Below are 21397 nucleotides of genomic sequence, written 5' to 3'. Positions count from 1 at the left end.
CAATGTTGGATAGGCAACCCTAACAGTGGGGCCCACGTTCCACGCAACACGGCGCGTCGGGTCTGCGCCTCGGCGCTCCAGCGAGGGTGCATTCACGCGACACATGAAGGGGGCGGATGCCGCAGCATCCGCCCCCTCATCTGTCCTGCAGGCTGAGACCAGTCGGCTCTCAGGCGGGAGCGTCGTCCGGGTCGAGCGCGCGCAGAGCGTCTTCCTCGACCTCATTGTCGGCGGTCAGCTGCTGTTCGGTGTTCTCGTCGCCGCCGAGGGCCGCGTCGCGGTCGGGGCTGGCGTCGCCCTGAATGGCGCCGCGAGGCGATTCTCCGTGCGAGCTGTCGCCCTGGATCGCGCCACCCTGGGCTGCGCCCTGAGCGTTCTCTTCGTCGGCGTCGCCCTGAATGGCTCCGCGCGGGGAGTCGCCGTGCGAGCTGTCGCCCTGGATGGCACCGCCCTGGGTCGAGCCCTGGGCGTTGCCGTGGAGCTCGTCGCGCTCGACGGACGACTGCCCATCGGGCGCGGTGTTGTGCTGAGGGTTCTGCTCAGGAGAACCTTCGGCGGGCTCTTCGGCGTGCGGGGTGCGTCCTGTGTTCTGGTCCATGCGGCGAACGTACGTCCGCCCCGCCCGCACGTGGAGGGCATTGACAAACCGCAGTCACCCGCTCAGAACTCCGGGTCGTCCTTCTTCGAGGTGCGGATCGGCGTCGTGACGGCCGCTTCATCGCTGAACTCGACCGGGTCTGCCTTCTCGACGATGTCGGCGCGGTCGACGACGTTCAGCGGCCTGGTCTCGTCGAGCGTCATCAGGAACCGGCTGTCCTCCGAGCGGTGCAGTCGGCCGGAGGTGAAGATCCAGATCGCGCCGATCGCACAGGCGACGAAGCCCGCGGTGCCACCGAGCATGATCGCCACGCGCGGGCCGAACGTGTCGGCCACCCACCCGGCGATGGGAGCGCCGACCGGAGTCGAGCCCATGATCACGGCCATGTACAGCGCGAGCACGCGCCCTCGCAGCGCCGGGGCCGTGGTCATCTGCACGTATCCGTTTGCCGTCGTGAGCAGCGTCACGATCATGAATCCGGTGAATGTCAGCGTGATCGCGTACGACAGATACGTCGGCATGGATGCGGAGATGAAGGCCGCGACACCGAAACCGCCCGCCGCGAAGACCACGACGCGCACGCGAGCGCGGTCACGCCTGGCCGCCAGCAGTGCCCCGGCGAGCGAGCCGATCGCGAGCACCGAGCTCAGCACTCCGTAGCCGTCGGCCCCGGCCCCGAACTCGATCGCCATGGTCGAGGCGAAGATCGGGAAGTTCATGCCGAACGCGCCGATCAGGAACACCGTCACGAAGACGACCCGCAGGTCGCTGCGACCCCAGACATAGCGGAAGCCCTCGGCGAGGCCGCCGGTCCGGCGGTTCTTGAGACGCGGCGCCAACTGCCCGGTGCGCAGCAGCATCAGCGCGACGAGCATCGCGAGGAACGTCACGGCGTTCGCGATGAACACCCACCCCGAGCCGATCGCCACGATCAGCAGGCCGCCGACGGCCGGGCCGATCATGCGGGCCAGGTTGAAGGATGCCGAGTTGAGGGCGACCGCGTTCGACGTGTCGCCGGCCGAGACCATGTCGGAGACGAACGCCTGCCGCGCGGGTGCGTCGAAGGCGTTGACGACACCGAACGCGGCGGCGAAGCAGAACATCATCGGCAGGGTCATCACGCCGTTGAGCAGCAGGACGCCCACGGCGATCGCGAGAAGCAGCAGTGCGCTCTGAGTGGCGAGCAGGATGCGTCGGCGCTCGAAGCGGTCGGCGACCCATCCGGTGAGGCTCACCAGCACCAGCGGCGGACCGAACTGCAGCGCCATCGTGAAACCCATGGCCGCGGCGTCGTTGTCGGTGAGCTCGGTGAGCACGACCCAGTCCTGCGCGGTCGCCTGCATCCAGCCGCCGATGTTGGAGACGAGGGCGCCGGCGAACCAGATGCGGTAGTTGATGTTCGAGAACGAACGGAACATCGCGCTCATCGGTCGACCACCTTTCGCATCAGGGCGCTCGCTTCTCGCAGCGTCGTCAGTTCCTGCTCGGTGAAGTCCAGTTCGCCGAGCATCTCGGCCAGCAGCTCGTCGCGGCGCTTGATGGTCTGCGCGACGATCTCGGTGCCCGCCTCGGTGATGTCGACCTGCACGCGACGGCGGTCTTCGGCATCCGGAGTGCGGATCACGAAACCCTGCTCTTCGAGTCCGTTGATCATGCTCGTCATCGACGGTGCAGTGACCCGCTCGCGCTCTGCCAGGGCCGTGATCGTGCGCCGGCCGTGCATGAGCAGCGTCGCGAGCACCGCGAGCTGCGCGTCGCTCATCGCGTCGACGGCACGGGCCGAGCGCAGGCGCCGTGCGAGCCGGAACGTCGCCATGCGCAGGTCTGTCGCGGTGAGTTGGAGGGGATCATCGGTCGCAGACATTACTTAGACAGTCTAAGTAATTTTGCCGACGATGGGAAGCGGGCGTCGGATCGGCCGCCGCCGACAGGCCAGAATGGACGCATGACCCGATCCGTTGCTCTCGAGCTCGCCGTGCAGGACCCGACCGGAGTGCGCATCGCCGGCGCGGTCGGCGCCGTGCGCGTCGAGCTCGCTCAGGCTCTGCCTCTCGGCGGCCTCACCCCGTCGCCGGCGACCCTCGACCTGTCGATCGACGCGGCACGAGCCGTCGGGGTCGAAGTGCATGTGCTCGTCCGGCCCCGAGCCGGCGGTTTCACCTACTCCGCCGACGAGATCGCGATCGCAGAGAGCGACGTCCGCCGTGCGATCGAGGCGGGCGCCGACGGTGTCGTGATCGGTGCGCTCGACGAAGAGGGGCTGCTCGACATCCCCGCCATGCGGCGACTGCGCGACGCCGCCGGCGGAGCATCCGTCACCCTGCATCGCGCGATCGACGTGACTCCCGACCCCGTGGCGACGCTCGTCGCCGCCAGGGATCTCGGCCTTCGCCGTGTGCTCACCTCGGGTGGCGCCTCGGTCGCGATCGACGGCATCGACACCCTGCGCGCGCTCGTCGCCGAGGCGGCCGGAGAGATCGAGATCATGGCGGGCAGCGGAGTGGATGCCGCCAGCGCTCCCGCCCTCGTCGCAGCCGGCGTCGATGCTCTGCACTTCTCCGCCAAGCGCATGGTGCACGAAGACGGCGGCGTGCGCATGGGGTCGGCCTCGGACGGCGTCGGGGGATACGAGGTCACCGACCTCGAGATCGCCCAGGGCGTCATCGCCGCGCTGTCGAGCTGAAGCGCTCGCCCAGTCGCCCTGACGCATGTCTCGCACTCTCAGTAGGGTGGGGGCGTGACCGATACGCGCGAATTCACGGATGCCGACGGCATCGCCATCGTCTACGACGTGCACCCCGCGGCGGGTGATGCGCGGGGAGTCGTGCAGCTGCTGCACGGAGTGGGTGAGCACGCCGGCCGCTACGGGGCGCTGATCGCCGCGCTGACCGAGGCCGGGTTCATCGTCTATGCCGACGATCATCGCGGGCACGGTCGCACCGGCATCCGTCAGCACGGCGGACCCGAGAAGCTCGGCCGCCTCGGCAAGGGCGGACTGCGGGCGGCGCAGGCCGCGGTCTGGCAGCTCACCGGCATCATCAAGGACGAGCACCCCGACCTGCCGCTCGTGCTGCTCGGACACTCGTGGGGATCGTTCCTCGCGCAGATGCTCGTGAACGACCACCCCGAGGCGTGGGACGCCGTGATCCTCTCGGGGTCGGCTCTGCGCACACCCGGTTCACTCAACGCCGCGCCGCTCAACGCGCGCTGGGCGGCCGACGACGCCACCGGCCTCGAATGGCTGAGTCGCGACCCGGCGGTGTGGACGTCGTTCGACGAGGATCCGCTCACCACGAACCAGCCGCTTCTCAAGCTGTTCGGACCCGTCGAAGCGGCCAAGCTCTATGGCCGCCCCCGCAAGGACCTCGGCCGCGACATCCCGCTGCTGCTGCTCGTCGGCCGCGACGATCCGGTCGGCGGCCCGCGCAGCGTGCACAAGCTCGCCGATGAGTACCGCACGCGATCGGGGCTCACCGACATCACGACGCTCGTCTATCCCGATGCGCGTCACGAGATCTTCAACGAGCTGCAGCAGGACGAGGTGCGGGCCGACATCCTGTCGTGGCTCGACACCCGCATCCCCCCGCGCTGAGCACCTCGCGGCGGAGCGGGCTTCTGTCCGGTCGTTGAGCGAGCAGCGAAGCAGCGAGACGAAACGTGGCGATTGCGCGGGATCGGCTCACTGCGTTTCGTCTCGGTCGGCTTCGCCGTCCTCGCTCAACGACCGGGGTCGGGCGCTTTATCGCGCGTCCGAGTGTTACGCCCGATGAACCCCCGTTACAGCGGGTGAATCCGCGTGACGTCATCTCGGCATACCGGCCTCCCCTCCGCATAGATTCGCGGCGAGAGGCAGGTGTGGGGTGGGTTTCGAAGACGAGTGGCGTGCATGGCATGACTCGCGAGAGCGCTACGCCGGCGCCGAGTACGGCCCGGCCGCGCTCGAGTCGACGAACTGGCTCATCACCGAGCCCGCTGCCGTCGAGGGGGTGCCCGGACTCTGGGCGCTCACGGGAGACGGAGGGATCCGCGGCAGCGATCTCGGCACCACGGGGTCGGTCGTCACGCTGAGGGGCCGTGACACGCTGCGGCTCGGACGCCGCGAGCTGCGCGTCTTCGACAGGCGAGGTGAGGTGGCGCTGCGGGTGTTCAACCCGAGGCGGCCGGAGCGGGAGCGGTTCAGCGCGATCGACGCGTATCCGCCTCGCAAGGGATGGCGCATCGACGCGGAGTTCGAGCCCACGCCGGGCGAGACGATCACCGTGACCTCGGTCGACGGCCGCTCGCACGAGTCCGACCTCGCCGGTCGGCTGCGGTTCACGCTCGACGGCGTCGCGGTGACGCTCGCCGCGACGCGCACACCCCAGGGCGGCCTGAGCGCGGTCTTCGCCGACGGCACCAACGGCACCGAGACCTATCGCTTCCGCTTCCTGCCCGTCGACGAACCGGCATCCGACGGCTCCGTGGTCATCGACTTCAATCGCGCCTATCTGCCTCCGTGCGCCTTCTCCGATCAGTACGTGTGCCCCCAGCCGCCGCCGGGCAACCGCTTCTCGGCGCCGATCCGTGCGGGTGAGCGGGCGGTCGTGCTCGGGCGCTGAATCCGCGGCGCACCGCGCCTGGGCGACGGCCTCGCCTTAAGCTGTAATCGTGCACGGTGAATTCAAGGTTCCAGGAGGAAAGCTCGTCGTCGTCGACCTCGAGGTCGACGACGGCAAGATCGCTCGCTTCCGGCTCGCCGGCGACTTCTTCCTCGAACCGGACACGGCACTCGACGACATCAACCGAGCGGTCACCGGACTGCCGGTCGAGACGGATGCCACGGCCATCGCCGCGGCGGTGCGCGGTGCGCTGCCCGAGGGGGCGCAACTGCTCGGGTTCACTCCCGAAGCCGTCGGCACCGCCGTGCGTCGAGCACTCGTCACGGCACCAGGGTGGAACGACTTCGACTGGGAGATCGTGCACGAGAAGGCGGTCTCGCCCCGCATGAACCTCGCGCTCGACGAGGTGCTCACCTCTCGGGTCGGTGAGGGGCGCCGTCGTCCGACGCTGCGCATCTGGGAGTGGGACCAGTCGGCCGTCGTCATCGGATCGTTCCAGTCGTATCGCAACGAGGTCGACCCCGAGGGTGCTGCCCGCCACGGCTTCGACGTCGTGCGCCGCATCTCGGGCGGTGGCGCGATGCTCATGGCCGCAGGGCAGATCATCACCTACTCGCTCTACGTTCCCGCATCCCTCGTGCAGGGCATGACCTTCGCCGACTCCTACGCCTTTCTCGACGACTGGGTGCTGCAGGCGCTGCGCTCGCTCGGCATCGACGCGATCTATCAGCCGCTCAATGACATCGCCAGCTCCTCGGGCAAGATCGGCGGAGCCGCGCAGAAGCGCCTCGCCAACGGGGGAGTGCTGCACCACGCGACCCTCTCGTACGACATCGACGGTCAGATGATGACCGAGGTGCTGCGCATCGGGCGCGAGAAGCTCAGCGACAAGGGAACCACCTCGGCGGCGAAGCGCGTCGATCCGCTGCGCAGCCAGACCGGACTCGCGCGCGCCGAGATCATCGAGCGCTTCAAAGACACGTTCCGCTCGCTGACCTCGGCGGAAGACGGCGCGATCAGTGCCGACGAGTACGCGGATGCCGAAGCGCTGGTCGAGTCGAAGTTCGCCACGGACACGTGGCTGCATCGGGTTCCGTGACCGACCCCTCGCCTGCGCCTGCGTCTGACCCGGCGACGCCTGCTCCCGTCGTCCGCGGTGACGTCTCGATCATCCAGGGTGACAATCTGGCGGTCACGGCGACCCTGCCGTCTGCATCCTTCACGCTCGTCTACCTCGACCCGCCGTTCAACACGGGGCGGACGCAGGAGCGGCAGGTGGTCACCGCCCGTCGCACGTTCACAATTCAGCACGAAACGGACGCCGACGGCGTCGCAGCCCCGGAATCCGGCGGGTCGGATGCCGCGGCCGATCCGATCCTGCTGAACACCGAACCGGCGACTCCGGCTGCCGAGGTGCGGCACGGGTTCCACGGCCACGCGTATGAGCGGGTGCGCGGCATGCTGCGCACCTACGACGACCGCTTCGACGATTACGGCGCCTTCCTGATGCCGCGGCTCGAGGAGGCGTGGCGACTGCTCGCCGACGACGGCACCCTCTATCTGCACCTCGACTACCGCGAGGCGCACTACGCCAAAGTCATGCTCGATGCGGTGTTCGGGCGTGACTGCTTCCTCAACGAGCTCATCTGGGCCTACGACTACGGCGCGAAGTCGCGGCGCCGCTGGCCCACCAAGCACGACACGATCCTCGTCTACGTCAAGAACCCGCGGGAGTACGTGTTCAACGCCGACGACATCGACCGCGAGCCCTACATGGCGCCGGGTCTCGTCACCGCCGAGAAGGCTGCCCGCGGCAAGCTGCCCACCGACGTGTGGTGGCACACGATCGTGCCGACGACCGGCCGCGAGAAGACCGGGTATCCGACGCAGAAGCCCGAGGGAATCCTGCGGCGCATCGTGCGCGCATCCAGCCGTCCCGGCGACCGCGTGCTCGACCTCTTCGCCGGCAGCGGCACGACCGGGGCCGTGGCCTCGGCGCTCGGGCGCGACGCCGTGCTCGTCGACGACAATCCCGAGGCGGTGCGCGTGATGACCGAGCGGATGCCGCACGCCGTGGTGTCGCGCGTCGGGGAGTAGGAGGGGCATCTTTCGACGCACCCGCGAATGTCGGAAACTCTGACTACTGTCGCGGTATGACCAGTTATACTCTTCCCATGAAGACGGCGATCTCCGTGCCCGATGGCGACTTCGCTCGTTTCGAACGCGTGGCTGCGCGACACGGCATGAACCGGTCGGAGTTCTTCCAGCTCGCCGGGCGACGACTGGCTGATGAGTTGGAAGGCTCTTCGGACCTGACCCGTATCGCGAACCAGATCTTGGCTCAGGCCGATACCGATGCCGACGATGAGTTGTTCGTGCGAGGCAACGAACAGCGGCTGCGCGAGAGCACCGACTGGTGATCCGCAGAGGCGACATCGTCTGGGTCGACTTCGGGATTCCGCGAGGCTCGGAACCGGCGAAAGTGCGTCCGTCCGTTGTAGTGCAAGAGGACTGGCTGCTCGACACGAACGTCAATACCGTCCTCGTCGTGCCACTGACCTCGAACACCGCTCTCGAGGGGTTTCCGGGCAACGTACTGGTGCCGGCCGCGGCGTCAGGGCTCGATCGCGACTCGGTGGCGAACGTGAGTCAGATCGGTCCGGTCACACGCGAGTTCGTCGACACCTACCCGGCCGGCCACCTCGCGCCATATCTGATGGCGCAGATCGGGACCGGCATCCGTCTCGTCCTGGGAGTCTGAGGCGCCCGTCGTCACGGTTCACGCCGATCCCCTTCCGGTCACGCATGAGATGAAGATGGCTGCGGAGAGAAGGTGATCGCTATCGTGGGCGTCACCACCGAGCGGAGGGCTTCCCATGGGCGAGCACGTGAATGTCGATAATTTCGTCGTGGCGGAGACGGCGCGGATGTTCGCCGCCCTGCAGGCTGCGGCGGGCGGGGTGAACACGTTCCGCCACAATTCCGAGCCCGCCCCGATCGACGAACAGGCAGTGGTGCGCCTGAACCGGGACACGCTGTACAGCTTCGCCATCGCGGACATCAGTGCGGGGGCGACGCTGACGCTTCCCGAGGCGGGAGACCGTTACATGTCCGCGATGATCGTCAACGAGAGCCACCTGATCAACCGGATCTTCCACACGGCCGGTTCGTTCGAGCTGACACCCGAGGAGTTCGGCTCACCTCACGTGCTGATCGCCGTTCGCATCCTCGCCGACCCGGATGACGAGGCCGATCTGGCTGTCGTGGGAGATCTGCAGAAGGGGATCAGCGTCGAAGCGCGCTCGTCGGCCCCATTCGTCCTCGCCGAATACGATGCCGAATCGCTCGAGGAGACGCGCGGCGCCCTGTTGACGCTCGCGAAGGGTGTCGGCGGATACCACGGGATGTTCGGCACGGCCGAGGAGATCAGCCCGGTTCGGCACCTGATCGGGACGGCATCCGGATGGGGCGGGCTGCCCGAATCGGAGGCCGTCTATGTCGGGGTCGACACTGCACTCCCGCCAGGCAGCTACACCATGACGATGAGGGATGCGCCGGTCGATGCGTTCTGGTCGATCTCCGTCTACAACGCCGAGGGATACTTCGAGCCCAACGCCGCCGGTCGCTACACGATCAACAGCATCACCGCGGAGAAGGCGCCCGACGGTTCCGTCACGGTCCGTTTCGTCGACGATCCCGACACCCGCACCCCGAATGCGATTCCTGTGCCTCCGGGGTGGAACCTTCTGGTGCGTCTCTACCGTCCGAAGGCCGCCTACTTCGACGGCAGCTGGACCGTCCCGCTGATCACCGCCGACTTGCCACGCACGCCGTAGTTTCGCGGAGTCCGGTGTGAGTGAGTCTCGGCGTGCGAGTGAGTCTCGTCGTGACAGGGTGAGAGTCATGACCGAGTACGTCGAGGTGCAGACCGCCGCGGGGCGGGTTCGAGGGCGCTGGCGCCCGACGACGGGAGGGCGCGGGGCTCCGCGATCGGCCGCGTTCCTCGGCATCCCGTTCGCCGAGCCGCCGATCGGCGAACTCCGATTCCAGGCACCGGTGCCGAAGGCGCCGTGGGAGGGCGTGCGCGACGCACTCGAGTTCGGCGCGACCGCGCAGCGCGGTGACCCCGGTGTGACCTTGATCCCCGAGCCGAGCGTCGAGGGCGACTCGACGCTGAACGTCAACGTCTTCACGCCCGACCCCACGGCATCCGGGCTGCCCGTGCTCGTCTGGATCCATGGCGGCGGATACTTCGCCGGTTCGCCGGCGAGCCCCTGGTACGACGGCCGCAACTTCAACCGCGACGGCGTCGTCACCGTGTCGATCTCATACCGGCTCGGCTTCGACGGCTTCGGCTGGATCGAGGATGCTCCGTCGAACCGTGGCGTGCGCGACTGGCTGCTCGCGCTCGAATGGGTGCAGCAGAACATCGCCGCCTTCGGAGGAGACCCGGACCGCGTGACGATCGCCGGGCAGTCCGCCGGCGGCGGCGCGGTGCTGACGTTGCTCGGGATGGAGCAGGCGCAGCGCCTGTTCCATGGCGTCTATGCGATCTCTGGGGCTCTCGGAGACGTATCGGCGTCCCGGGCCGAGAAGTTCGGGCGGGCGCTCGCCACGGCGGCGGGCGTCGAACCCACTGTGGCCGGTCTGTCGACCGTGAGCGAGGATCGTCTGCTCGCTCTGCAGAAAAAGGCGACGCAGCTCGGACCCTCGTCGATGACCGCGATGATCGATGAGGGCCTGCCGCTCGGGCCGGTCGTCGACGGAGATCTGCTGCCGCGGTCGACCCGTGAGTCGCTGCGTGCCGGTGTCGGTGCCGACAAGCCGCTCGTGATCGGCGCCGCGGACGACGAGTTCACGATGGCGTTCGAGGGCGCCGCGGGGAAGGCCCTGCGCTGGGTGCCGCAGGGCGTGCTCCTGAGCAGGCTCGGGCTGCGGGGGAGCATCCGCGCGGAGTACCTCGCCGCGAACGCCGACGTCGCGCGCCTCGGCAAGGCTCGTCTCGCAGGGCGCGTGGTCACCGACCGGATGTTCCGCGCCTCGGTTCCTCGCATCGCGGCCGATCGTGGTGACGCGCCCACCTGGCTCTACCGGTTCTCGTGGCCCTCGGGGCGCTTCGGGTACGCCGAGCACTGCCTCGATGTGCCGTTCTTCTTCGACTGCCTCGATGGCCCGTCGATGGAGCAGCTCGCGGGGCCCAACCCGCCGCAGCAGCTGGCGGATGAAGTGCACGGCGCTGCCGTCGCGTTCATCACCGCCGGCGATCCAGGGTGGGAAACGCACGAGGGGGATGCCGGGATCGTGCGGGTCTACGACCGGCAGACGCGCGACGTGGCCGATGCGTACGCGTCGGTGCGGGCGCTGCTCTGACTTTGGACCTCGGCTGTCGGTCGTTATAGGCGGGAACGGCGGATGGGAGTGAGGTTCGCCGTCGACCGCGTTGCTTCCGCGACGAGCCGCTACGGGGCCCCGGCGCGAGAGGATGGTTCGGTGCCGATCTCCTCAGACCGCCCGGAATGCTTCCGCCTGCCGGCCGTCGACGCCGCGGCGATCCGCACGCGCCCGGACCAGCTGCACCTCGTGCCTCCGGACAGCGACACCGACGCCTCGGCGATCATCGACAGCCACCGGCGAGCGCGCGCCGCCCGCAGCAGGAGAGATGCTATCGGGTGTCTCGTCCCGATCGCCGGCGGTCTTCTGCTCGCGGCCGTGGCCGTCGCGGTGACCGCATCGCTCGGGCTGCCGTATCGAGACGCGGTCATCGTCGGCCCAGTGCTGTTCGTCCTGGGCGCGCTGGCGACCGCAGTCATCGCCTCGCGCGGGCGACCGGTCGCTCCTGTCGTGAAGCCCTTGCCATCCGTACTCATCCATCCGCTTGTGGTGGCCGGGGCCCCGGCGGATCTGCCCGCCCAGGACATCGTGCTCGCGTCGCGGGTCCTCGACGAGCGGGACCGTGCCGAGGCCGACCTCCGGAAGGCCCGCGCCGACGCGCAGCTCACAGACGAGGAACGATATGTCTCTCCTGGCGACCGGTCGACCTGGTACTTCCGCCCGGAAGACCTGCCCGGCCTCGCGCGCACAGCAGACGACGCTGAGAGGCGCTCACGTGATGTCGCCCGCAGGCTCGGCATCGTCCTCGATGCGGACCGCGGCAAGGACTCGGCATCCGAAGACTGACTTCGCCTGCACGGCGAGCCCGGTCACGTGTGCCGGTGGCACACAGCTAGTGGCAGTTCGGCGACTGCAGCAACGGCAGTTCGAACCTGCTCAGTCTCGCGGCCGATCCGGGCTCGAGGGCGAACCATCCATCGATCTGCCCGTCCTCGACGCGCGTGCCGTAGTCTCCGGCGGTGAACGGTTGATGCCCGTCATCCGCACTCGTCTCCAGGACAGGAGTGGCGATCAGCCCATCCTGCTCGAGCACGGTGATCGATGAGAGGAAGAGGAAGGAGCGCTCTTCGACGACGTATCCGGATTCGCACCCATCGACCAGCAGAGGGATGACGGGCCACGGCGTGGTCAGAAGGCCCCAGAACATTGCCACCACGGCTCCGCCGATCGACAGCACTCGCCCGATCACGACCGGGCCGAGCCAGCCGGAGGGCGCCGAGACACCGCAGAGCATGTAGCTGATCGCGACGAACGCGAGGATCGTGGACACTCCGACGATGTGTCGTGAGGGCAGGGTGCCAAGCAGCAGCTGAGCATCGCCACGGGATGCGGAATCGACCAGCGCCACGGCGATCACCGCGACCGTCGCTGCGGCCAACGCCACTGTCGCCGCGATCTGCAGCGAACGCCGGTGCCGATGTGCCGCGAGGGTGCACTCACCGAGACGTTCTTCCTCTGCTGCGGGCATCACCCGAGTATGGCGCACGCGACTGACGCCCCGTCGTGCCACCGATATGTTGGTGATCGGAATCCCCTCGCCGACGAAAGGCACAACCTCATGCGCGTCACCCCTCGGGTCTGGATCGGCCTCGCGATCTACGTCGGCTACGTCGCGGTCATCTTCGTCGTGTCGAAACTGAGCGGGGTGGCGTACACCGAGATCGGCAAGTCCGCCGAGTTCACGTGGCGAGGGGCGGTGCTCGACCTCGCGGTCGGCGCGGTGCTGCTCGCCATCACCACCTGGATTCTGGGGTGGTGGAAGCCCGCGCTGTTCGAGCGCACGCGCTCGCACCACAAGTGGCCGATCTTCGTGCCCGCGATCATGGTCGTCGTCGCTGTCGCGAACCTCGTCAACACCGACTGGTCGAAGTTCGACGCGTCATTCCTGCTCTCCCTGCTCGCCCTCGGGATCGCCGTCGGGTTCTGCGAAGAACTGATGTCGCGAGGACTCCTGTTGACGGCCCTCCGCTCCCGCCTCTCCGAGGTATGGGTGTGGCTGCTGACCTCCGCCCTCTTCGGCGGGATGCACATCATCAATGCCGCGCTGGGCGCCCCCGTCGTGCCCACGCTCGGACAGGTGGTGCTCGCGGCGATGTCGGGCACCTGCTTCTACATCGTGCGTCGAGTGACCGGATCGCTCCTCTGGGCCATGGCGCTGCACGGCCTCTGGGATGTCTCGGTGTTCGCGGTCGGCTTCGCCCCGCTCGGCACCGCGTGGGCAGCGTTCTTGACCCCGGTGATCGGCATCCTGGCGGTCGCCGTCGTCTACTGGGTGATCAAGGGCACAGATGAGAGGCCGGTCACTACTGCGACGGTGAAAGCGCCCGTGCGAACCTGAAGGAGAGAGACGCGGAGGCTCGTCAAGAGGACCGGGCGGAGACGTTGAATACCGGCTCGGTAACCGTTTCTGAGTTAGAGTGAATGCATCATGATCAGCCCGTTGCCGAAAGGCGCGGGCTGATTTTCTTTTGGGGGATGCATGGTCGAGTACGCCAAAGAGTGGTTGCCTTTGGAAGGTCAGGTCGAGCGGCTGAGGGAGCACGGCCTGGAGGTGCCGGACGACGATCGAGCCGCGAAGGTCCTGGGAGCGATCGGCTACTACCGTCTCACCGGCTACCTGTACCCGTTCCGGAAATCGGAGGGGTACGTCGACGACGAGGATCGTACCCACGTGCGGGTGCTCAGCGGCTTTCAGCCGGGCACGAGGCTTGACCATGCCGAAGAGATCATTGACTTCGATCGCCGGCTCCGGCTGCTCGTCCTAGACGGGGTCGAGCGAATAGAGGTGGCCGTGCGCATGCGCATCGGGTACGTGCTGGGAAGGGCGTCCGCCTATGCGTATGAGGACCCGACTCGATTCATCGAGACGTTCACCGCAAATGGCACTGACATCCGCTGCCCGAAGCCGAGCAAGCACGTGCAGTGGCTGCAACGCGTCAGCGCACGCCAAGCAAGCTCCGATGAGAAGTTCGTCGAGCAGTTCCGAGAGAAATACGACGACAGAATGCCCATATGGGCGCTCACGGAGATCCTCGAGCTCGGTCACCTCTCGGTCCTTTACCGCGGTATGAATCAGGTCGATGCGGAAGATCTCGCGATCGCATTTGGGGTCCCGACGAAGAAGTTGATGGCCAGCTGGCTCGCCAGCCTCAACTACGTCCGGAATGTCGCGGCCCACCATGCACGGCTTTTCAATCGCAAGCTCCAGAATGCGCCGTCGAGGCCGAAGATTGGCCAGATCCCTCTACTCGACCACCTGCGCGCGTCCGAGCATGCCAAACAGGTCTACGGCACCTACAGCGCGTTGGCTGTGATCGCCTATCTTCTGCCGTCTATCGATCCGGACACCGGCTGGGTGTCGCGTGTCGCGACTCTGCTTAGAGACTTCCCGACGTCGGACGGGCTCACGATTGAGTCTCTCGGTGCTCCCTCTGACTGGAGCGCGCTCGCACTCTGGCACGAGTGAGCCGAGATGACCCACCGCGATTTAGCGGCCATAGATCCGAGCGCCATCGAGACCCACGAGTCAGGCGATGTAGATCTTGCGGAGCGTCTCGGTGACGGTCCACACGGTGCGCTGGCCCTCGGCCAGTCGCACGACCGACCCGGCGTCGACCTCGATCGCGGGCAGCGCCGGCTCGACGAACTCGATGCGGGCGTGCCCGGAGAGCACGACGAACACCTCGTCGACCTCGGTGTCGGATGCCGTTCCCGGCGTCATCTCCCAGATGCCGACCTCGACCTCGCCGAGCGTCGCCAGTGCGTGCGTGCCGGTGGACGGCCTGCCGATCAACACCTCATCCGACGGCAACGGCGAGTGCAGGAGCGGCAGCGCCTCGGCATCCACTCCAGTTCCTGGAGCGAGTGCGTCCGGCCCGAGCTCGCTCACGAGTCGAACCCCATGCCGACGGCATCCAGGGTCTTGAGGAACAGGTTGCGCTTGCCCTCGTTGTGGTCGGCCCGATCCATCGCGGCGCGCACGAGGTTGACGCCGATCGAGGCGACGGGCTCGGGCGGGAAGGGGATCGGCTTCTCTCGGACCATCGCGAGCTCGGTACGCTCGGTCGGCTCACCAGACAGCTTGTCGAGCATGACGTCGGCGGCGAAGCGGGCGGCGCCGACACCGAGACCGGTGAATCCGGTGGCATAGGCAACACGGCCCTTGCGGGCGATGCCGAAGAAGGCACAGAAGCGGCTCGACGAGTCGATCGCCCCGGCCCAGCGGTGGGTGAAGCGCAGCCCTTCGAGCTGCGGGAACGTCGTGAAGAAGTGCGAGGCGAGCTTGCGGTGGCTCTCGGCGCGATCCTCGTACTCGGGACGGACCTTACCGCCGAAGTGGTAGACCGCGTCATATCCGCCGAAGAGGATGCGGTTGTCGGCCGTGAGCCGGTAGTAGTGGAACTGATTGGCGCTGTCGGCCAGGCCCTGTCGGTTCGACCACCCGATCGAGGTGAGCTGCTCGTCGGTCAGTGGCTCGGTCATCAGCACGTAGTCGTAGACCGGAACAGTCATGAGTCGGTTGCGCTTGAGCAGCGAGGGGAAGACGTTGGTGGCGAGCGCCACGGCATCCGCTCTGACCCGTCCGCCGTCGCGGGTGACGAGCGTGATCGCGCTCGACCCGTCGCCGATCACTTCGCGCACGAGCGAGTGCTCGTAGATCTCGACGCCCAGCTCGACCGCGACGCGGGCCAGCTCGAGCCCGAGCTTCGCAGGATGCACCAGAGCGCTCGTGTCGCGATCCCAGGCGCCGGCGAGGAACGTGTCGGAGTGCACCTCAGCCTGCACGGCCTCGCGGTCGAGGAAGCCCTCCTCCTCGCGCAGCCACTCGACCTGGTGCGGCTCGACGGCCACGGCCAGCTGGCCTGTGCGCTCGAAGTCGACGTCCATGCCATAGCGCTTTACGGTCGCTTCGATGCCGTCGAGGTTCTCGAGCCCCAGTTCTTCGAGGCGGTCGATCTCGTCGGGCCAGCGGGTCACGCCGTTCTCGTGCCCGTGAGTGAGGCTCGCCTCGCAGAAACCGCCGTTGCGCCCGGAGGCGGCCCACGCGATGCGCGATGCCTCGAGCAGCACGACGCGGCGCTCGGGGTCACGCTCCTTGGCGCGCACAGCGGTCCAGAGCCCGGCGTACCCGCCGCCGACGATGGCGAGGTCGGCCGTGACGCTCTCGGTCAGCGAGGGGTGCGAGATGCGCTCGACGTCATCGAGCCAGAACACGCTGAGAGCCGTGTCGCGCAGCGAGGCGTCGACCACGGCATCCGCGGGGCGGCGACGTTCGAAGACCGTGGTTCCCATGGTGTGCTCCTGGTTTCCGGACCCGCGCCTCAGCGCGTGCCCCAGTTGTAGAGGTCTTTGTAGAGACCGGCGTAGAGCAGGCTCTCGGTGTGGGTGATGCCGGGGATCGTGCGGATGCGGGTGGCGATCAGGTCGAGCAGATGGCTGTCGCTCTCGCACACGGCCTCGACGAGGATGTCGAAGGTGCCGAGCGTGACCACGACATAGGCGAGCTCGGTGATCTTCGTCAGCTCCTCGGCGATGAGCCGGGGGTCGCCCGTCACACGGATGCCGATCATCGACATGCGGTTGAAGCCGAGCTGCATCGGGTCGGTCACCGCGACGATCTGGATGATGCCGGCCTCGGTCATCCGCTGCACGCGCTGACGCGCCGCCGCCTCGCTGAGCCCGACCTCCCGGCCGATCTCGGCGTAGGGCCGGCGTCCGTCCTCCTGGAGCAGCTCGACGATCCGCTTCGAGATGTCGTCGAGTACGGGCTGCTTCGCTGTGGGGCTCATGTGTCGATATTGACAGCACCGCTGCCTTCTAGCAACTGATTCCATCGTTCGATCCAGCATGCTCTTCTGTATTCGCACTCCGATCGCTAGCATGGCGACCATGGGCACAGAACTCCTTCAGAACTTCATCGGCGGGCAATACGTTCCCGTGAACGGGCAGGGGCGGATGCCGCTCATCGACCCCGTGACCGAGGAGACGTATGGCGAGCTGCCGGTCTCGGACGCCTCGGACGTCGATGCGGCGTACGCCGCCGCAGCCGCCGCGTTCCCGATCTGGCGGGACACGACCCCGGCCGACCGTCAGCTCGCGCTGTTCCGCATCGCCGACGAGATGCAGGCGCGTGCCGAGGAGTTCGCCGACCTCGAGTCGAGGGACACCGGCAAGCCCCGGGCAAGCCTCGTCTCCGACGAGATCCTGCAGTCGATCGACCAGTTGCGGTTCTTCGCCGGTGCCGCTCGCAGCCTCGAGGGACGAGCGGCGGGGGAGTACCTCGCCGGACACACCTCATTCGTGCGCCGCGAGCCGATCGGCGTGATCGGCCAGGTCACGCCGTGGAACTATCCGCTGAACATGGCGGTGTGGAAGATCGCCCCCGCGCTCGCCGCAGGCAACACCGTTGTGCTGAAGCCCGCAGAGTCCACGCCGCTGACCACACTGCTGCTCGCCGAGATCGTGGCGCTGCACACACCGGCCGGCACGCTCAACGTCGTGCTCGGCGACCGCGACACCGGGGTGGCGCTCGTCGAGCACCCGACCCCGCAGATGGTCGCGATCACCGGCTCCGTGCGTGCGGGCATGGCCGTCGCGCGCTCGGCGGCGAACGACGTCAAGCGCGTGCACCTCGAGCTCGGCGGCAAGGCGCCCGCGATCGTGTTCCCCGATGCGAACCTCGACAAGGCGGCATCGGGCATCGTCGCCGGAGCATTCTTCAACGCCGGGCAGGACTGCACGGCCGCGACCCGCGTGCTGGTGCACTCATCGGTGCACGACGAGTTCGTTGCGGCGCTGGTCGAGAAGGCGAAGACGGATGCTCGTACGGGCGGCCCGCACGAGGAGGGTGTGCTCTACGGCCCGCTCAGCAGCGCGGCCCAACTCGCCCAGGTGCAGGGCTTCGTCGACCGGCTGCCCGCGCACGCCACGATCGAGACCGGCGGCTCGCGCCAGGGAGACACGGGCTACTTCTTCGAGGCGACGATCGTCTCGGGTCTGCACCAGGACGACGAAGCTGTGCAGGGCGAGATCTTCGGCCCGGTGCTGACCGTGCAGTCGTTCGACACCGACGAGCAGGCGCTCGAGATGGCGAACGACGTGCCCTATGCGCTGGCGTCATCGGTATGGACGACCGACCATGCCCGTACGATGCGCTTCTCACGCGACCTCGACTTCGGCTGCGTGTGGATCAACACGCACATCCCGTTCGTCTCCGACATGCCGCACGGTGGCTTCAAGCACTCGGGCTACGGCAAGGACCTCTCGCAGTACGGCTTCGACGACTACACGCGCATCAAGCACGTGATGTCGGCGCTCGACTGAGGATCGGGGTTCGGATTCCTCGACACGTATGACGCGATGTGTCAAGCTGGGCGCACGTCGAATCCGGGGGGATCATCTTGGCACGACCACTCGCGGGGCCTCAGACCCTGCTTCGAACGCTCAACGGCCGCGCGATCCTCGAGACGCTCGCGCGCCGGGGCCCTCTCACACGTGCGGAACTCGTCGCCGAGACAGGGCTGTCGCGCACGGCGGTGACACAGGTGCTGCGAATGCTCGAGGCGTCGTCAGCGGTGGCCGCCGCCGGGGTCGATCGTGACACCCGCGGACCGGCAGCGGGGCGCGTCGCACTGCATCCGCAGCTCGGGTTCGCCGCAGCCGTGCACGTCGACGCCCACGCCGCTCATGTCGCCCTGGTCGACCCCACCGGGGCAGTGCGAGCAGAGACTCACGCGGCATTCCCCCCGCGCGGTGACCGGGTGCAGCACATCGCCGGGCTGGTCGATGCGTGTCGCCGCACGGTGAACGGGCCACTGCTCCTCGCTGTCGTCGGCATCCCCGGCATCGTCACCGCCGACGGAGGCATCCGCGACGACCAGGGTCCAGACGGCGGCGCGTTCAAGAACGGGCTTGCCGTGCGGCTCGGATGCCCGGTGCGGGTCGAGAACGACGTCAACCTCGCGGCTCTCGCCGAGCTCTCGGAGGGCACCGGCGCAGGACTCAGCAGCTTCGCGCTGCTGCTCCTCGACGACGGTCTCGGAGCCGGGATCGTCATCGACGGGTCCCTGCACCGTGGATTCTCGGGTGTCGCCGGCGAGGTGATGTATCTGCCGCAGAGCCCGCTGCCGATCGGCGCTCCGGTGCTCGGCGACGCCGTCGTGCGCGACCTCGCGCTCGCCCATGGACGTGACCCCGACGAGACGATCGACCAGCACCTCGACGCGGCGTGGGCCGGCGATGCGGCCGCGCTCGCCATGACCGCCGAGATGGGGCGCAGGCTCACCCTGATCGCCGGCAGCATCGCGCTCGTGCTTGACCCGGAGGCCTTCCTGCTCAGCGGCACGGCCGCGCACCCGGCGCTCGCCCGTGCAGCAGCCGAGTTCGCGGAAGAACTCGCCCCGCAGCTGCCGCTCACACTCGTGGTCTCGTCGTTCGGTCCGGAAGCGCCCCTGGTCGGCGCGGTCGGCGAGGCGGCATCCGCGCTGCGGGCATCGGTCTTCGCCCGGCTGCTCCCCGCCTCGGACAGGAGCCGAAGATGACCTCGGACCTCGCGGATCGCCTCGGACTCGCACCCGGAGCCAGGGCTGTGATCATCAATGCCGACGACTTCGGCATGTGCCACGCGGCCAACACGGCGATCACCCAGCTGCTGGACGCAGGCCATGTCGACTCGACGACCCTGATGGTGCCGTGCGCCTGGGCGCCGGAGGCGATGGCATTCGCGGCCTCGCGCACCGACCTCGACGTCGGCGTGCACCTCGTGCTCACGAGCGAGTGGACGGACTACCGCTGGCGACCGCTCACGGGCGCCGCCAGCACCCTCGTCGACGGAGCGGGGTACTTTCCCGCCGACGTCCTGGCCATCGAAGAGCTCGCGACGGTCGATGACGTCACCGCCGAGATCGCCGCGCAGCTGCAGGCGGCGCTGGATGCCGGGGTCGACGTGACCCACCTCGACAACCACATGGGATCGGTCTACGGTCTGCTCACCGGGCGGGACTTCCTCGGTCCGGTCTTCGAGCTCGCCGCCCGCAACGGACTGCCTTTCCGGCTGCCGCGGAGCATGGAGGGTACAGACGACGACCCCGCGCTGCAGGCGAAGCTCGCGGAGGCATCGGCCGCAGCCGACGCCCTCGGGGTCGAGATCATCGATCGGCTGTGGAGCCACCCGTTCGAAGAGGTGCCCGGCGAATCCTATGAGCAGGTCCGCGACGGCTTCATCGCGCTGCTGCGGGCTGTTCCGGCCGGGGTGACCGAGATCTACCTGCATCCGATGGTCGACGACGACGAGCTGCGGGCCGTCGTCGACTTCGCCGCCGCCAAGCGCGGACACGAGCTTCGCCTGCTCTCCGACCCCGCTGTGCTGCAGGCGTTCGCCGACGAAGGACTCGTGCGACTCGGCTGGCGCGACCTGCGCGATCTGCAGCGGAGCCGGCGCGCATGACCTCGATGGCGACGCGGCTGCGCGATCGTCGACTCGACGGCGCTCCCACCAGAGCGCAGGCGATCGCGTTCGGCGCATCCGGGTTTCCCACGCAGCTCATGGCGCAGACGTTCTCGGCTTTCGTCGTCTACTTCTACGTCACCCACCTCGGCGTCGCACCGGGGTGGGTCGCCGCGGCGATGATCGCGCACGGCGTCCTGAACGCGGTGCTGAACCCCGTCGTGGGCGCGCTGTCCGACCGCATCCGCACACCGTGGGGCCGCCGCATTCCGTGGATCGGGCTCGGCATCGTGCCGCTCGTGGTCGCCTTCGCGCTGGTGTGGATGCCCCCGGAGCTGCCGACCGCCGGGCTGATCGTGTGGTTCCTCGTCGTCGTGGCGGTGTACGACATCGCGTTCGTGGTGGTGGTGCTGAACATCTCGGCGCTGTTCCCCGAGATCTTCCGCACGACCGACGAGCGGGCGCGGGGCAACGTGCCGCGCCAGATCTTCGCGATCCTCGGAATGGTGCTCGGCACCGCGGGCGCCCCTGCACTGTACGGGTCTATCGGCTGGCCGGGCATGGCGATCGTGCTCTCGACCGTCTGCCTCGTGCTGCTGGTGTGGTCGTTCTTCGGCGGCATGATCGAGCGCCGGGTGCCGGAGGCGGCCTCCGAGGCTATGCGGTGGCGCGACCAGCTGAAGTACACGTTCGCGAATCGGGCGTTCGTCCCCTACGTGCTCGGCTCGCTGTTCATCCAGACATCGATCGCCGTGATCCTCGCCGCTTTGCCGTTCTACGTGAGGTATTCGCTGGGCGCCGCCGAGGGCGAGGCCAGCCTGCTGCTGGGTGCGATCTTCGTGACCGCCATCCCGTCGATCGTGCTGTGGAGCGCGGTCGTGCGCCGCACCTCACCCCGCGCGGCGCTGCTGTGGAGCGTCGCGGTGTTCGGCATCGCCATGCTCGGCTACCTGCTGCCGTCGACCGTGCCGGCCGCGGCTCTGGTCGGCGTCGCGGTGGGTGTCGGTGTCGGCGGCCTGCTGCAGTTGCTCGAGGTCGTGCTCGCACAGATCATCGACGAGGACGCGACCCGCACCGGTCACCGACGAGAGGGCGCCTACTTCGGCGTGAACGGGTTCGTGGTGCGCGGCTCGGTCGTGCTGCAGGCCGTCGTCGCGGCGGCCGTGCTGACGGCGTCAGGCTTCGATGCGTCGCTGGGCGATGCGCAGCCGGAGGCGGTCGATGGCGGCATCCGCGTGATGGTCGCAGTGGTTCCGCTCGTCTTCGCCGCCCTCGCGTGGCTGTGCTTCTGGCTCTACCCGATCCGCACCCGAGACCTCTGAGGCCGCACCCGAGACCTCTGAGGCCGCACCCGAGACCTCTGAC

Annotated in this window: 23 protein-coding genes; 16 read left to right on the top strand and 7 right to left on the bottom strand. The window is 68.2% G+C overall.

The features are described from left to right. Window positions 1-169: 169 nt before the first annotated feature. The 3 genes from ASF87_RS03775 to ASF87_RS03765 form a co-directional block, all read right to left on the bottom strand. A complete protein-coding gene (locus ASF87_RS03775) occupies window positions 170-598 on the bottom strand; it encodes a hypothetical protein (protein WP_042537854.1) in 429 nt (142 codons plus the stop codon). A gap of 62 nt (window positions 599-660) precedes the next feature. Further along, on the bottom strand, window positions 661-2016 hold the full coding sequence (locus ASF87_RS03770; RefSeq protein ID WP_082041035.1) for an MFS transporter: 1356 nt from the start codon (window positions 2014-2016) through the stop codon (window positions 661-663). A gap of 5 nt (window positions 2017-2021) precedes the next feature. After that, a complete protein-coding gene (locus tag ASF87_RS03765; RefSeq protein WP_056374284.1) occupies window positions 2022-2462 on the bottom strand; it encodes a MarR family winged helix-turn-helix transcriptional regulator in 441 nt (146 codons plus the stop codon). Window positions 2463-2543: 81 nt separating this feature from the next. Between ASF87_RS03765 and ASF87_RS03760 the strand changes: the two genes are divergently transcribed. The 10 genes from ASF87_RS03760 (at window position 2544) to ASF87_RS03715 (ending at window position 11373) form a co-directional block, all read left to right on the top strand. Further along, window positions 2544-3281 carry a copper homeostasis protein CutC gene (locus ASF87_RS03760; RefSeq protein ID WP_056374282.1) on the top strand — a complete coding sequence of 246 codons (738 nt, stop codon included), beginning with the start codon at window positions 2544-2546 and terminating at the stop codon, window positions 3279-3281. 54 nt (window positions 3282-3335) lie between these two features. Continuing rightward, a complete protein-coding gene (locus ASF87_RS03755) occupies window positions 3336-4190 on the top strand; it encodes an alpha/beta fold hydrolase (RefSeq protein ID WP_056374280.1) in 855 nt (284 codons plus the stop codon). Between the two features lie 268 nt (window positions 4191-4458). Beyond that, a complete protein-coding gene (locus tag ASF87_RS03750) occupies window positions 4459-5196 on the top strand; it encodes a DUF1684 domain-containing protein (RefSeq protein ID WP_056374279.1) in 738 nt (245 codons plus the stop codon). Between the two features lie 49 nt (window positions 5197-5245). Then, window positions 5246-6295, top strand: coding sequence for a lipoyl protein ligase domain-containing protein (locus tag ASF87_RS03745; protein ID WP_056374277.1), 1050 nt, complete (start codon window positions 5246-5248; stop codon window positions 6293-6295). Beyond that, window positions 6292-7293 carry a DNA-methyltransferase gene (locus ASF87_RS03740; protein ID WP_056374275.1) on the top strand — a complete coding sequence of 334 codons (1002 nt, stop codon included), beginning with the start codon at window positions 6292-6294 and terminating at the stop codon, window positions 7291-7293. Before ASF87_RS03745 ends, ASF87_RS03740 begins: the two co-directional genes overlap by 4 nt. 77 nt (window positions 7294-7370) lie before the next feature. After that, window positions 7371-7616: a hypothetical protein gene (locus ASF87_RS03735; RefSeq protein ID WP_042537868.1), complete on the top strand. Its 246-nt coding sequence runs from the start codon at window positions 7371-7373 to the stop codon at window positions 7614-7616. Next, a complete protein-coding gene (locus tag ASF87_RS03730; protein ID WP_082508747.1) occupies window positions 7613-7957 on the top strand; it encodes a type II toxin-antitoxin system PemK/MazF family toxin in 345 nt (114 codons plus the stop codon). Before ASF87_RS03735 ends, ASF87_RS03730 begins: the two co-directional genes overlap by 4 nt. A 115-nt stretch (window positions 7958-8072) precedes the next feature. Next, entirely contained in the window at window positions 8073-9032 is a 960-nt protein-coding gene (locus ASF87_RS03725; RefSeq protein WP_056374272.1) for a DUF1214 domain-containing protein, read from the top strand. A 67-nt stretch (window positions 9033-9099) separates the two neighbouring features. After that, window positions 9100-10566, top strand: coding sequence for a carboxylesterase/lipase family protein (locus tag ASF87_RS03720; protein WP_056374270.1), 1467 nt, complete (start codon window positions 9100-9102; stop codon window positions 10564-10566). A gap of 120 nt (window positions 10567-10686) precedes the next feature. Then, window positions 10687-11373, top strand: a complete 687-nt coding sequence (locus ASF87_RS03715) for a hypothetical protein (protein WP_157549994.1) — start codon at window positions 10687-10689, stop codon at window positions 11371-11373. Between the two features lie 46 nt (window positions 11374-11419). On the opposite strand, the gene ASF87_RS03710 is transcribed toward ASF87_RS03715, so the two are convergent. Next, a complete protein-coding gene (locus tag ASF87_RS03710; protein WP_056374267.1) occupies window positions 11420-12055 on the bottom strand; it encodes a hypothetical protein in 636 nt (211 codons plus the stop codon). A gap of 90 nt (window positions 12056-12145) precedes the next feature. On the opposite strand from ASF87_RS03710, the gene ASF87_RS03705 reads away from it, so the two are divergent. Both ASF87_RS03705 and ASF87_RS03700 read left to right on the top strand, forming a co-directional pair. Beyond that, window positions 12146-12925 (top strand): CPBP family intramembrane glutamic endopeptidase, encoded by a 780-nt coding sequence (locus ASF87_RS03705; RefSeq protein ID WP_056374265.1) that lies wholly within the window; start codon window positions 12146-12148, stop codon window positions 12923-12925. A gap of 141 nt (window positions 12926-13066) precedes the next feature. Beyond that, window positions 13067-14053 (top strand): Abi family protein, encoded by a 987-nt coding sequence (locus ASF87_RS03700; protein WP_056374263.1) that lies wholly within the window; start codon window positions 13067-13069, stop codon window positions 14051-14053. Between the two features lie 60 nt (window positions 14054-14113). Here the strand turns inward: ASF87_RS03700 and ASF87_RS03695 are convergent, their stop codons facing one another. From ASF87_RS03695 to ASF87_RS03685, 3 genes are read right to left on the bottom strand one after another with little or no spacing between them, the layout of a single operon-like run. Further along, window positions 14114-14476 (bottom strand): cupin domain-containing protein, encoded by a 363-nt coding sequence (locus tag ASF87_RS03695; protein ID WP_056374261.1) that lies wholly within the window; start codon window positions 14474-14476, stop codon window positions 14114-14116. Then, window positions 14473-15879 (bottom strand): NAD(P)/FAD-dependent oxidoreductase, encoded by a 1407-nt coding sequence (locus tag ASF87_RS03690; protein ID WP_056374260.1) that lies wholly within the window; start codon window positions 15877-15879, stop codon window positions 14473-14475. Before ASF87_RS03690 ends, ASF87_RS03695 begins: the two co-directional genes overlap by 4 nt. 29 nt (window positions 15880-15908) lie before the next feature. Next, window positions 15909-16376, bottom strand: coding sequence for an Lrp/AsnC family transcriptional regulator (locus ASF87_RS03685; protein WP_056374258.1), 468 nt, complete (start codon window positions 16374-16376; stop codon window positions 15909-15911). Between the two features lie 100 nt (window positions 16377-16476). Between ASF87_RS03685 and ASF87_RS03680 the strand changes: the two genes are divergently transcribed. From ASF87_RS03680 to ASF87_RS03665, 4 genes are all read left to right on the top strand, one after another. Then, window positions 16477-17910 carry a gamma-aminobutyraldehyde dehydrogenase gene (locus ASF87_RS03680; protein WP_056376322.1) on the top strand — a complete coding sequence of 478 codons (1434 nt, stop codon included), beginning with the start codon at window positions 16477-16479 and terminating at the stop codon, window positions 17908-17910. A 77-nt stretch (window positions 17911-17987) separates the two neighbouring features. Then, on the top strand, window positions 17988-19127 hold the full coding sequence (locus ASF87_RS03675) for an ROK family transcriptional regulator (protein WP_056376321.1): 1140 nt from the start codon (window positions 17988-17990) through the stop codon (window positions 19125-19127). Continuing rightward, on the top strand, window positions 19124-20032 hold the full coding sequence (locus tag ASF87_RS03670; protein ID WP_042541476.1) for a polysaccharide deacetylase family protein: 909 nt from the start codon (window positions 19124-19126) through the stop codon (window positions 20030-20032). Before ASF87_RS03675 ends, ASF87_RS03670 begins: the two co-directional genes overlap by 4 nt. After that, window positions 20029-21354, top strand: coding sequence for an MFS transporter (locus tag ASF87_RS03665; RefSeq protein ID WP_056374256.1), 1326 nt, complete (start codon window positions 20029-20031; stop codon window positions 21352-21354). The genes ASF87_RS03670 and ASF87_RS03665 overlap by 4 nt, the downstream gene beginning before the upstream one ends. Window positions 21355-21397 lie beyond the last annotated feature (43 nt).

It is taken from the genome of Microbacterium sp. Leaf161, assembly GCF_001423645.1.
In the GTDB taxonomy this organism is placed as follows: domain Bacteria; phylum Actinomycetota; class Actinomycetes; order Actinomycetales; family Microbacteriaceae; genus Microbacterium; species Microbacterium forte.
The sequence above is the reverse complement of the archived record's forward strand: the minus strand, read 5'-3'. Positions and strand labels throughout refer to the sequence as shown.

What these genes read in the sequence shown, in the direction of transcription:
- ASF87_RS03775 (WP_042537854.1), bottom strand. Translation starts at nt 598, where the DNA reads ATGGACCAGAACACAGGACGCACCCCGCACGCCGAAGAGCCCGCCGAA.
- ASF87_RS03770 (WP_082041035.1), bottom strand. Translation starts at nt 2,016, where the DNA reads ATGTTCCGTTCGTTCTCGAACATCAACTACCGCATCTGGTTCGCCGGC.
- ASF87_RS03765 (WP_056374284.1), bottom strand. Translation starts at nt 2,462, where the DNA reads ATGTCTGCGACCGATGATCCCCTCCAACTCACCGCGACAGACCTGCGC.
- ASF87_RS03760 (WP_056374282.1), top strand. Translation starts at nt 2,544, where the DNA reads ATGACCCGATCCGTTGCTCTCGAGCTCGCCGTGCAGGACCCGACCGGA.
- ASF87_RS03735 (WP_042537868.1), top strand. Translation starts at nt 7,371, where the DNA reads ATGAAGACGGCGATCTCCGTGCCCGATGGCGACTTCGCTCGTTTCGAA.
- ASF87_RS03725 (WP_056374272.1), top strand. Translation starts at nt 8,073, where the DNA reads ATGGGCGAGCACGTGAATGTCGATAATTTCGTCGTGGCGGAGACGGCG.
- ASF87_RS03720 (WP_056374270.1), top strand. Translation starts at nt 9,100, where the DNA reads ATGACCGAGTACGTCGAGGTGCAGACCGCCGCGGGGCGGGTTCGAGGG.
- ASF87_RS03710 (WP_056374267.1), bottom strand. Translation starts at nt 12,055, where the DNA reads ATGCCCGCAGCAGAGGAAGAACGTCTCGGTGAGTGCACCCTCGCGGCA.
- ASF87_RS03705 (WP_056374265.1), top strand. Translation starts at nt 12,146, where the DNA reads ATGCGCGTCACCCCTCGGGTCTGGATCGGCCTCGCGATCTACGTCGGC.
- ASF87_RS03700 (WP_056374263.1), top strand. Translation starts at nt 13,067, where the DNA reads ATGGTCGAGTACGCCAAAGAGTGGTTGCCTTTGGAAGGTCAGGTCGAG.
- ASF87_RS03690 (WP_056374260.1), bottom strand. Translation starts at nt 15,879, where the DNA reads ATGGGAACCACGGTCTTCGAACGTCGCCGCCCCGCGGATGCCGTGGTC.
- ASF87_RS03685 (WP_056374258.1), bottom strand. Translation starts at nt 16,376, where the DNA reads ATGAGCCCCACAGCGAAGCAGCCCGTACTCGACGACATCTCGAAGCGG.
- ASF87_RS03680 (WP_056376322.1), top strand. Translation starts at nt 16,477, where the DNA reads ATGGGCACAGAACTCCTTCAGAACTTCATCGGCGGGCAATACGTTCCC.
- ASF87_RS03670 (WP_042541476.1), top strand. Translation starts at nt 19,124, where the DNA reads ATGACCTCGGACCTCGCGGATCGCCTCGGACTCGCACCCGGAGCCAGG.
- ASF87_RS03665 (WP_056374256.1), top strand. Translation starts at nt 20,029, where the DNA reads ATGACCTCGATGGCGACGCGGCTGCGCGATCGTCGACTCGACGGCGCT.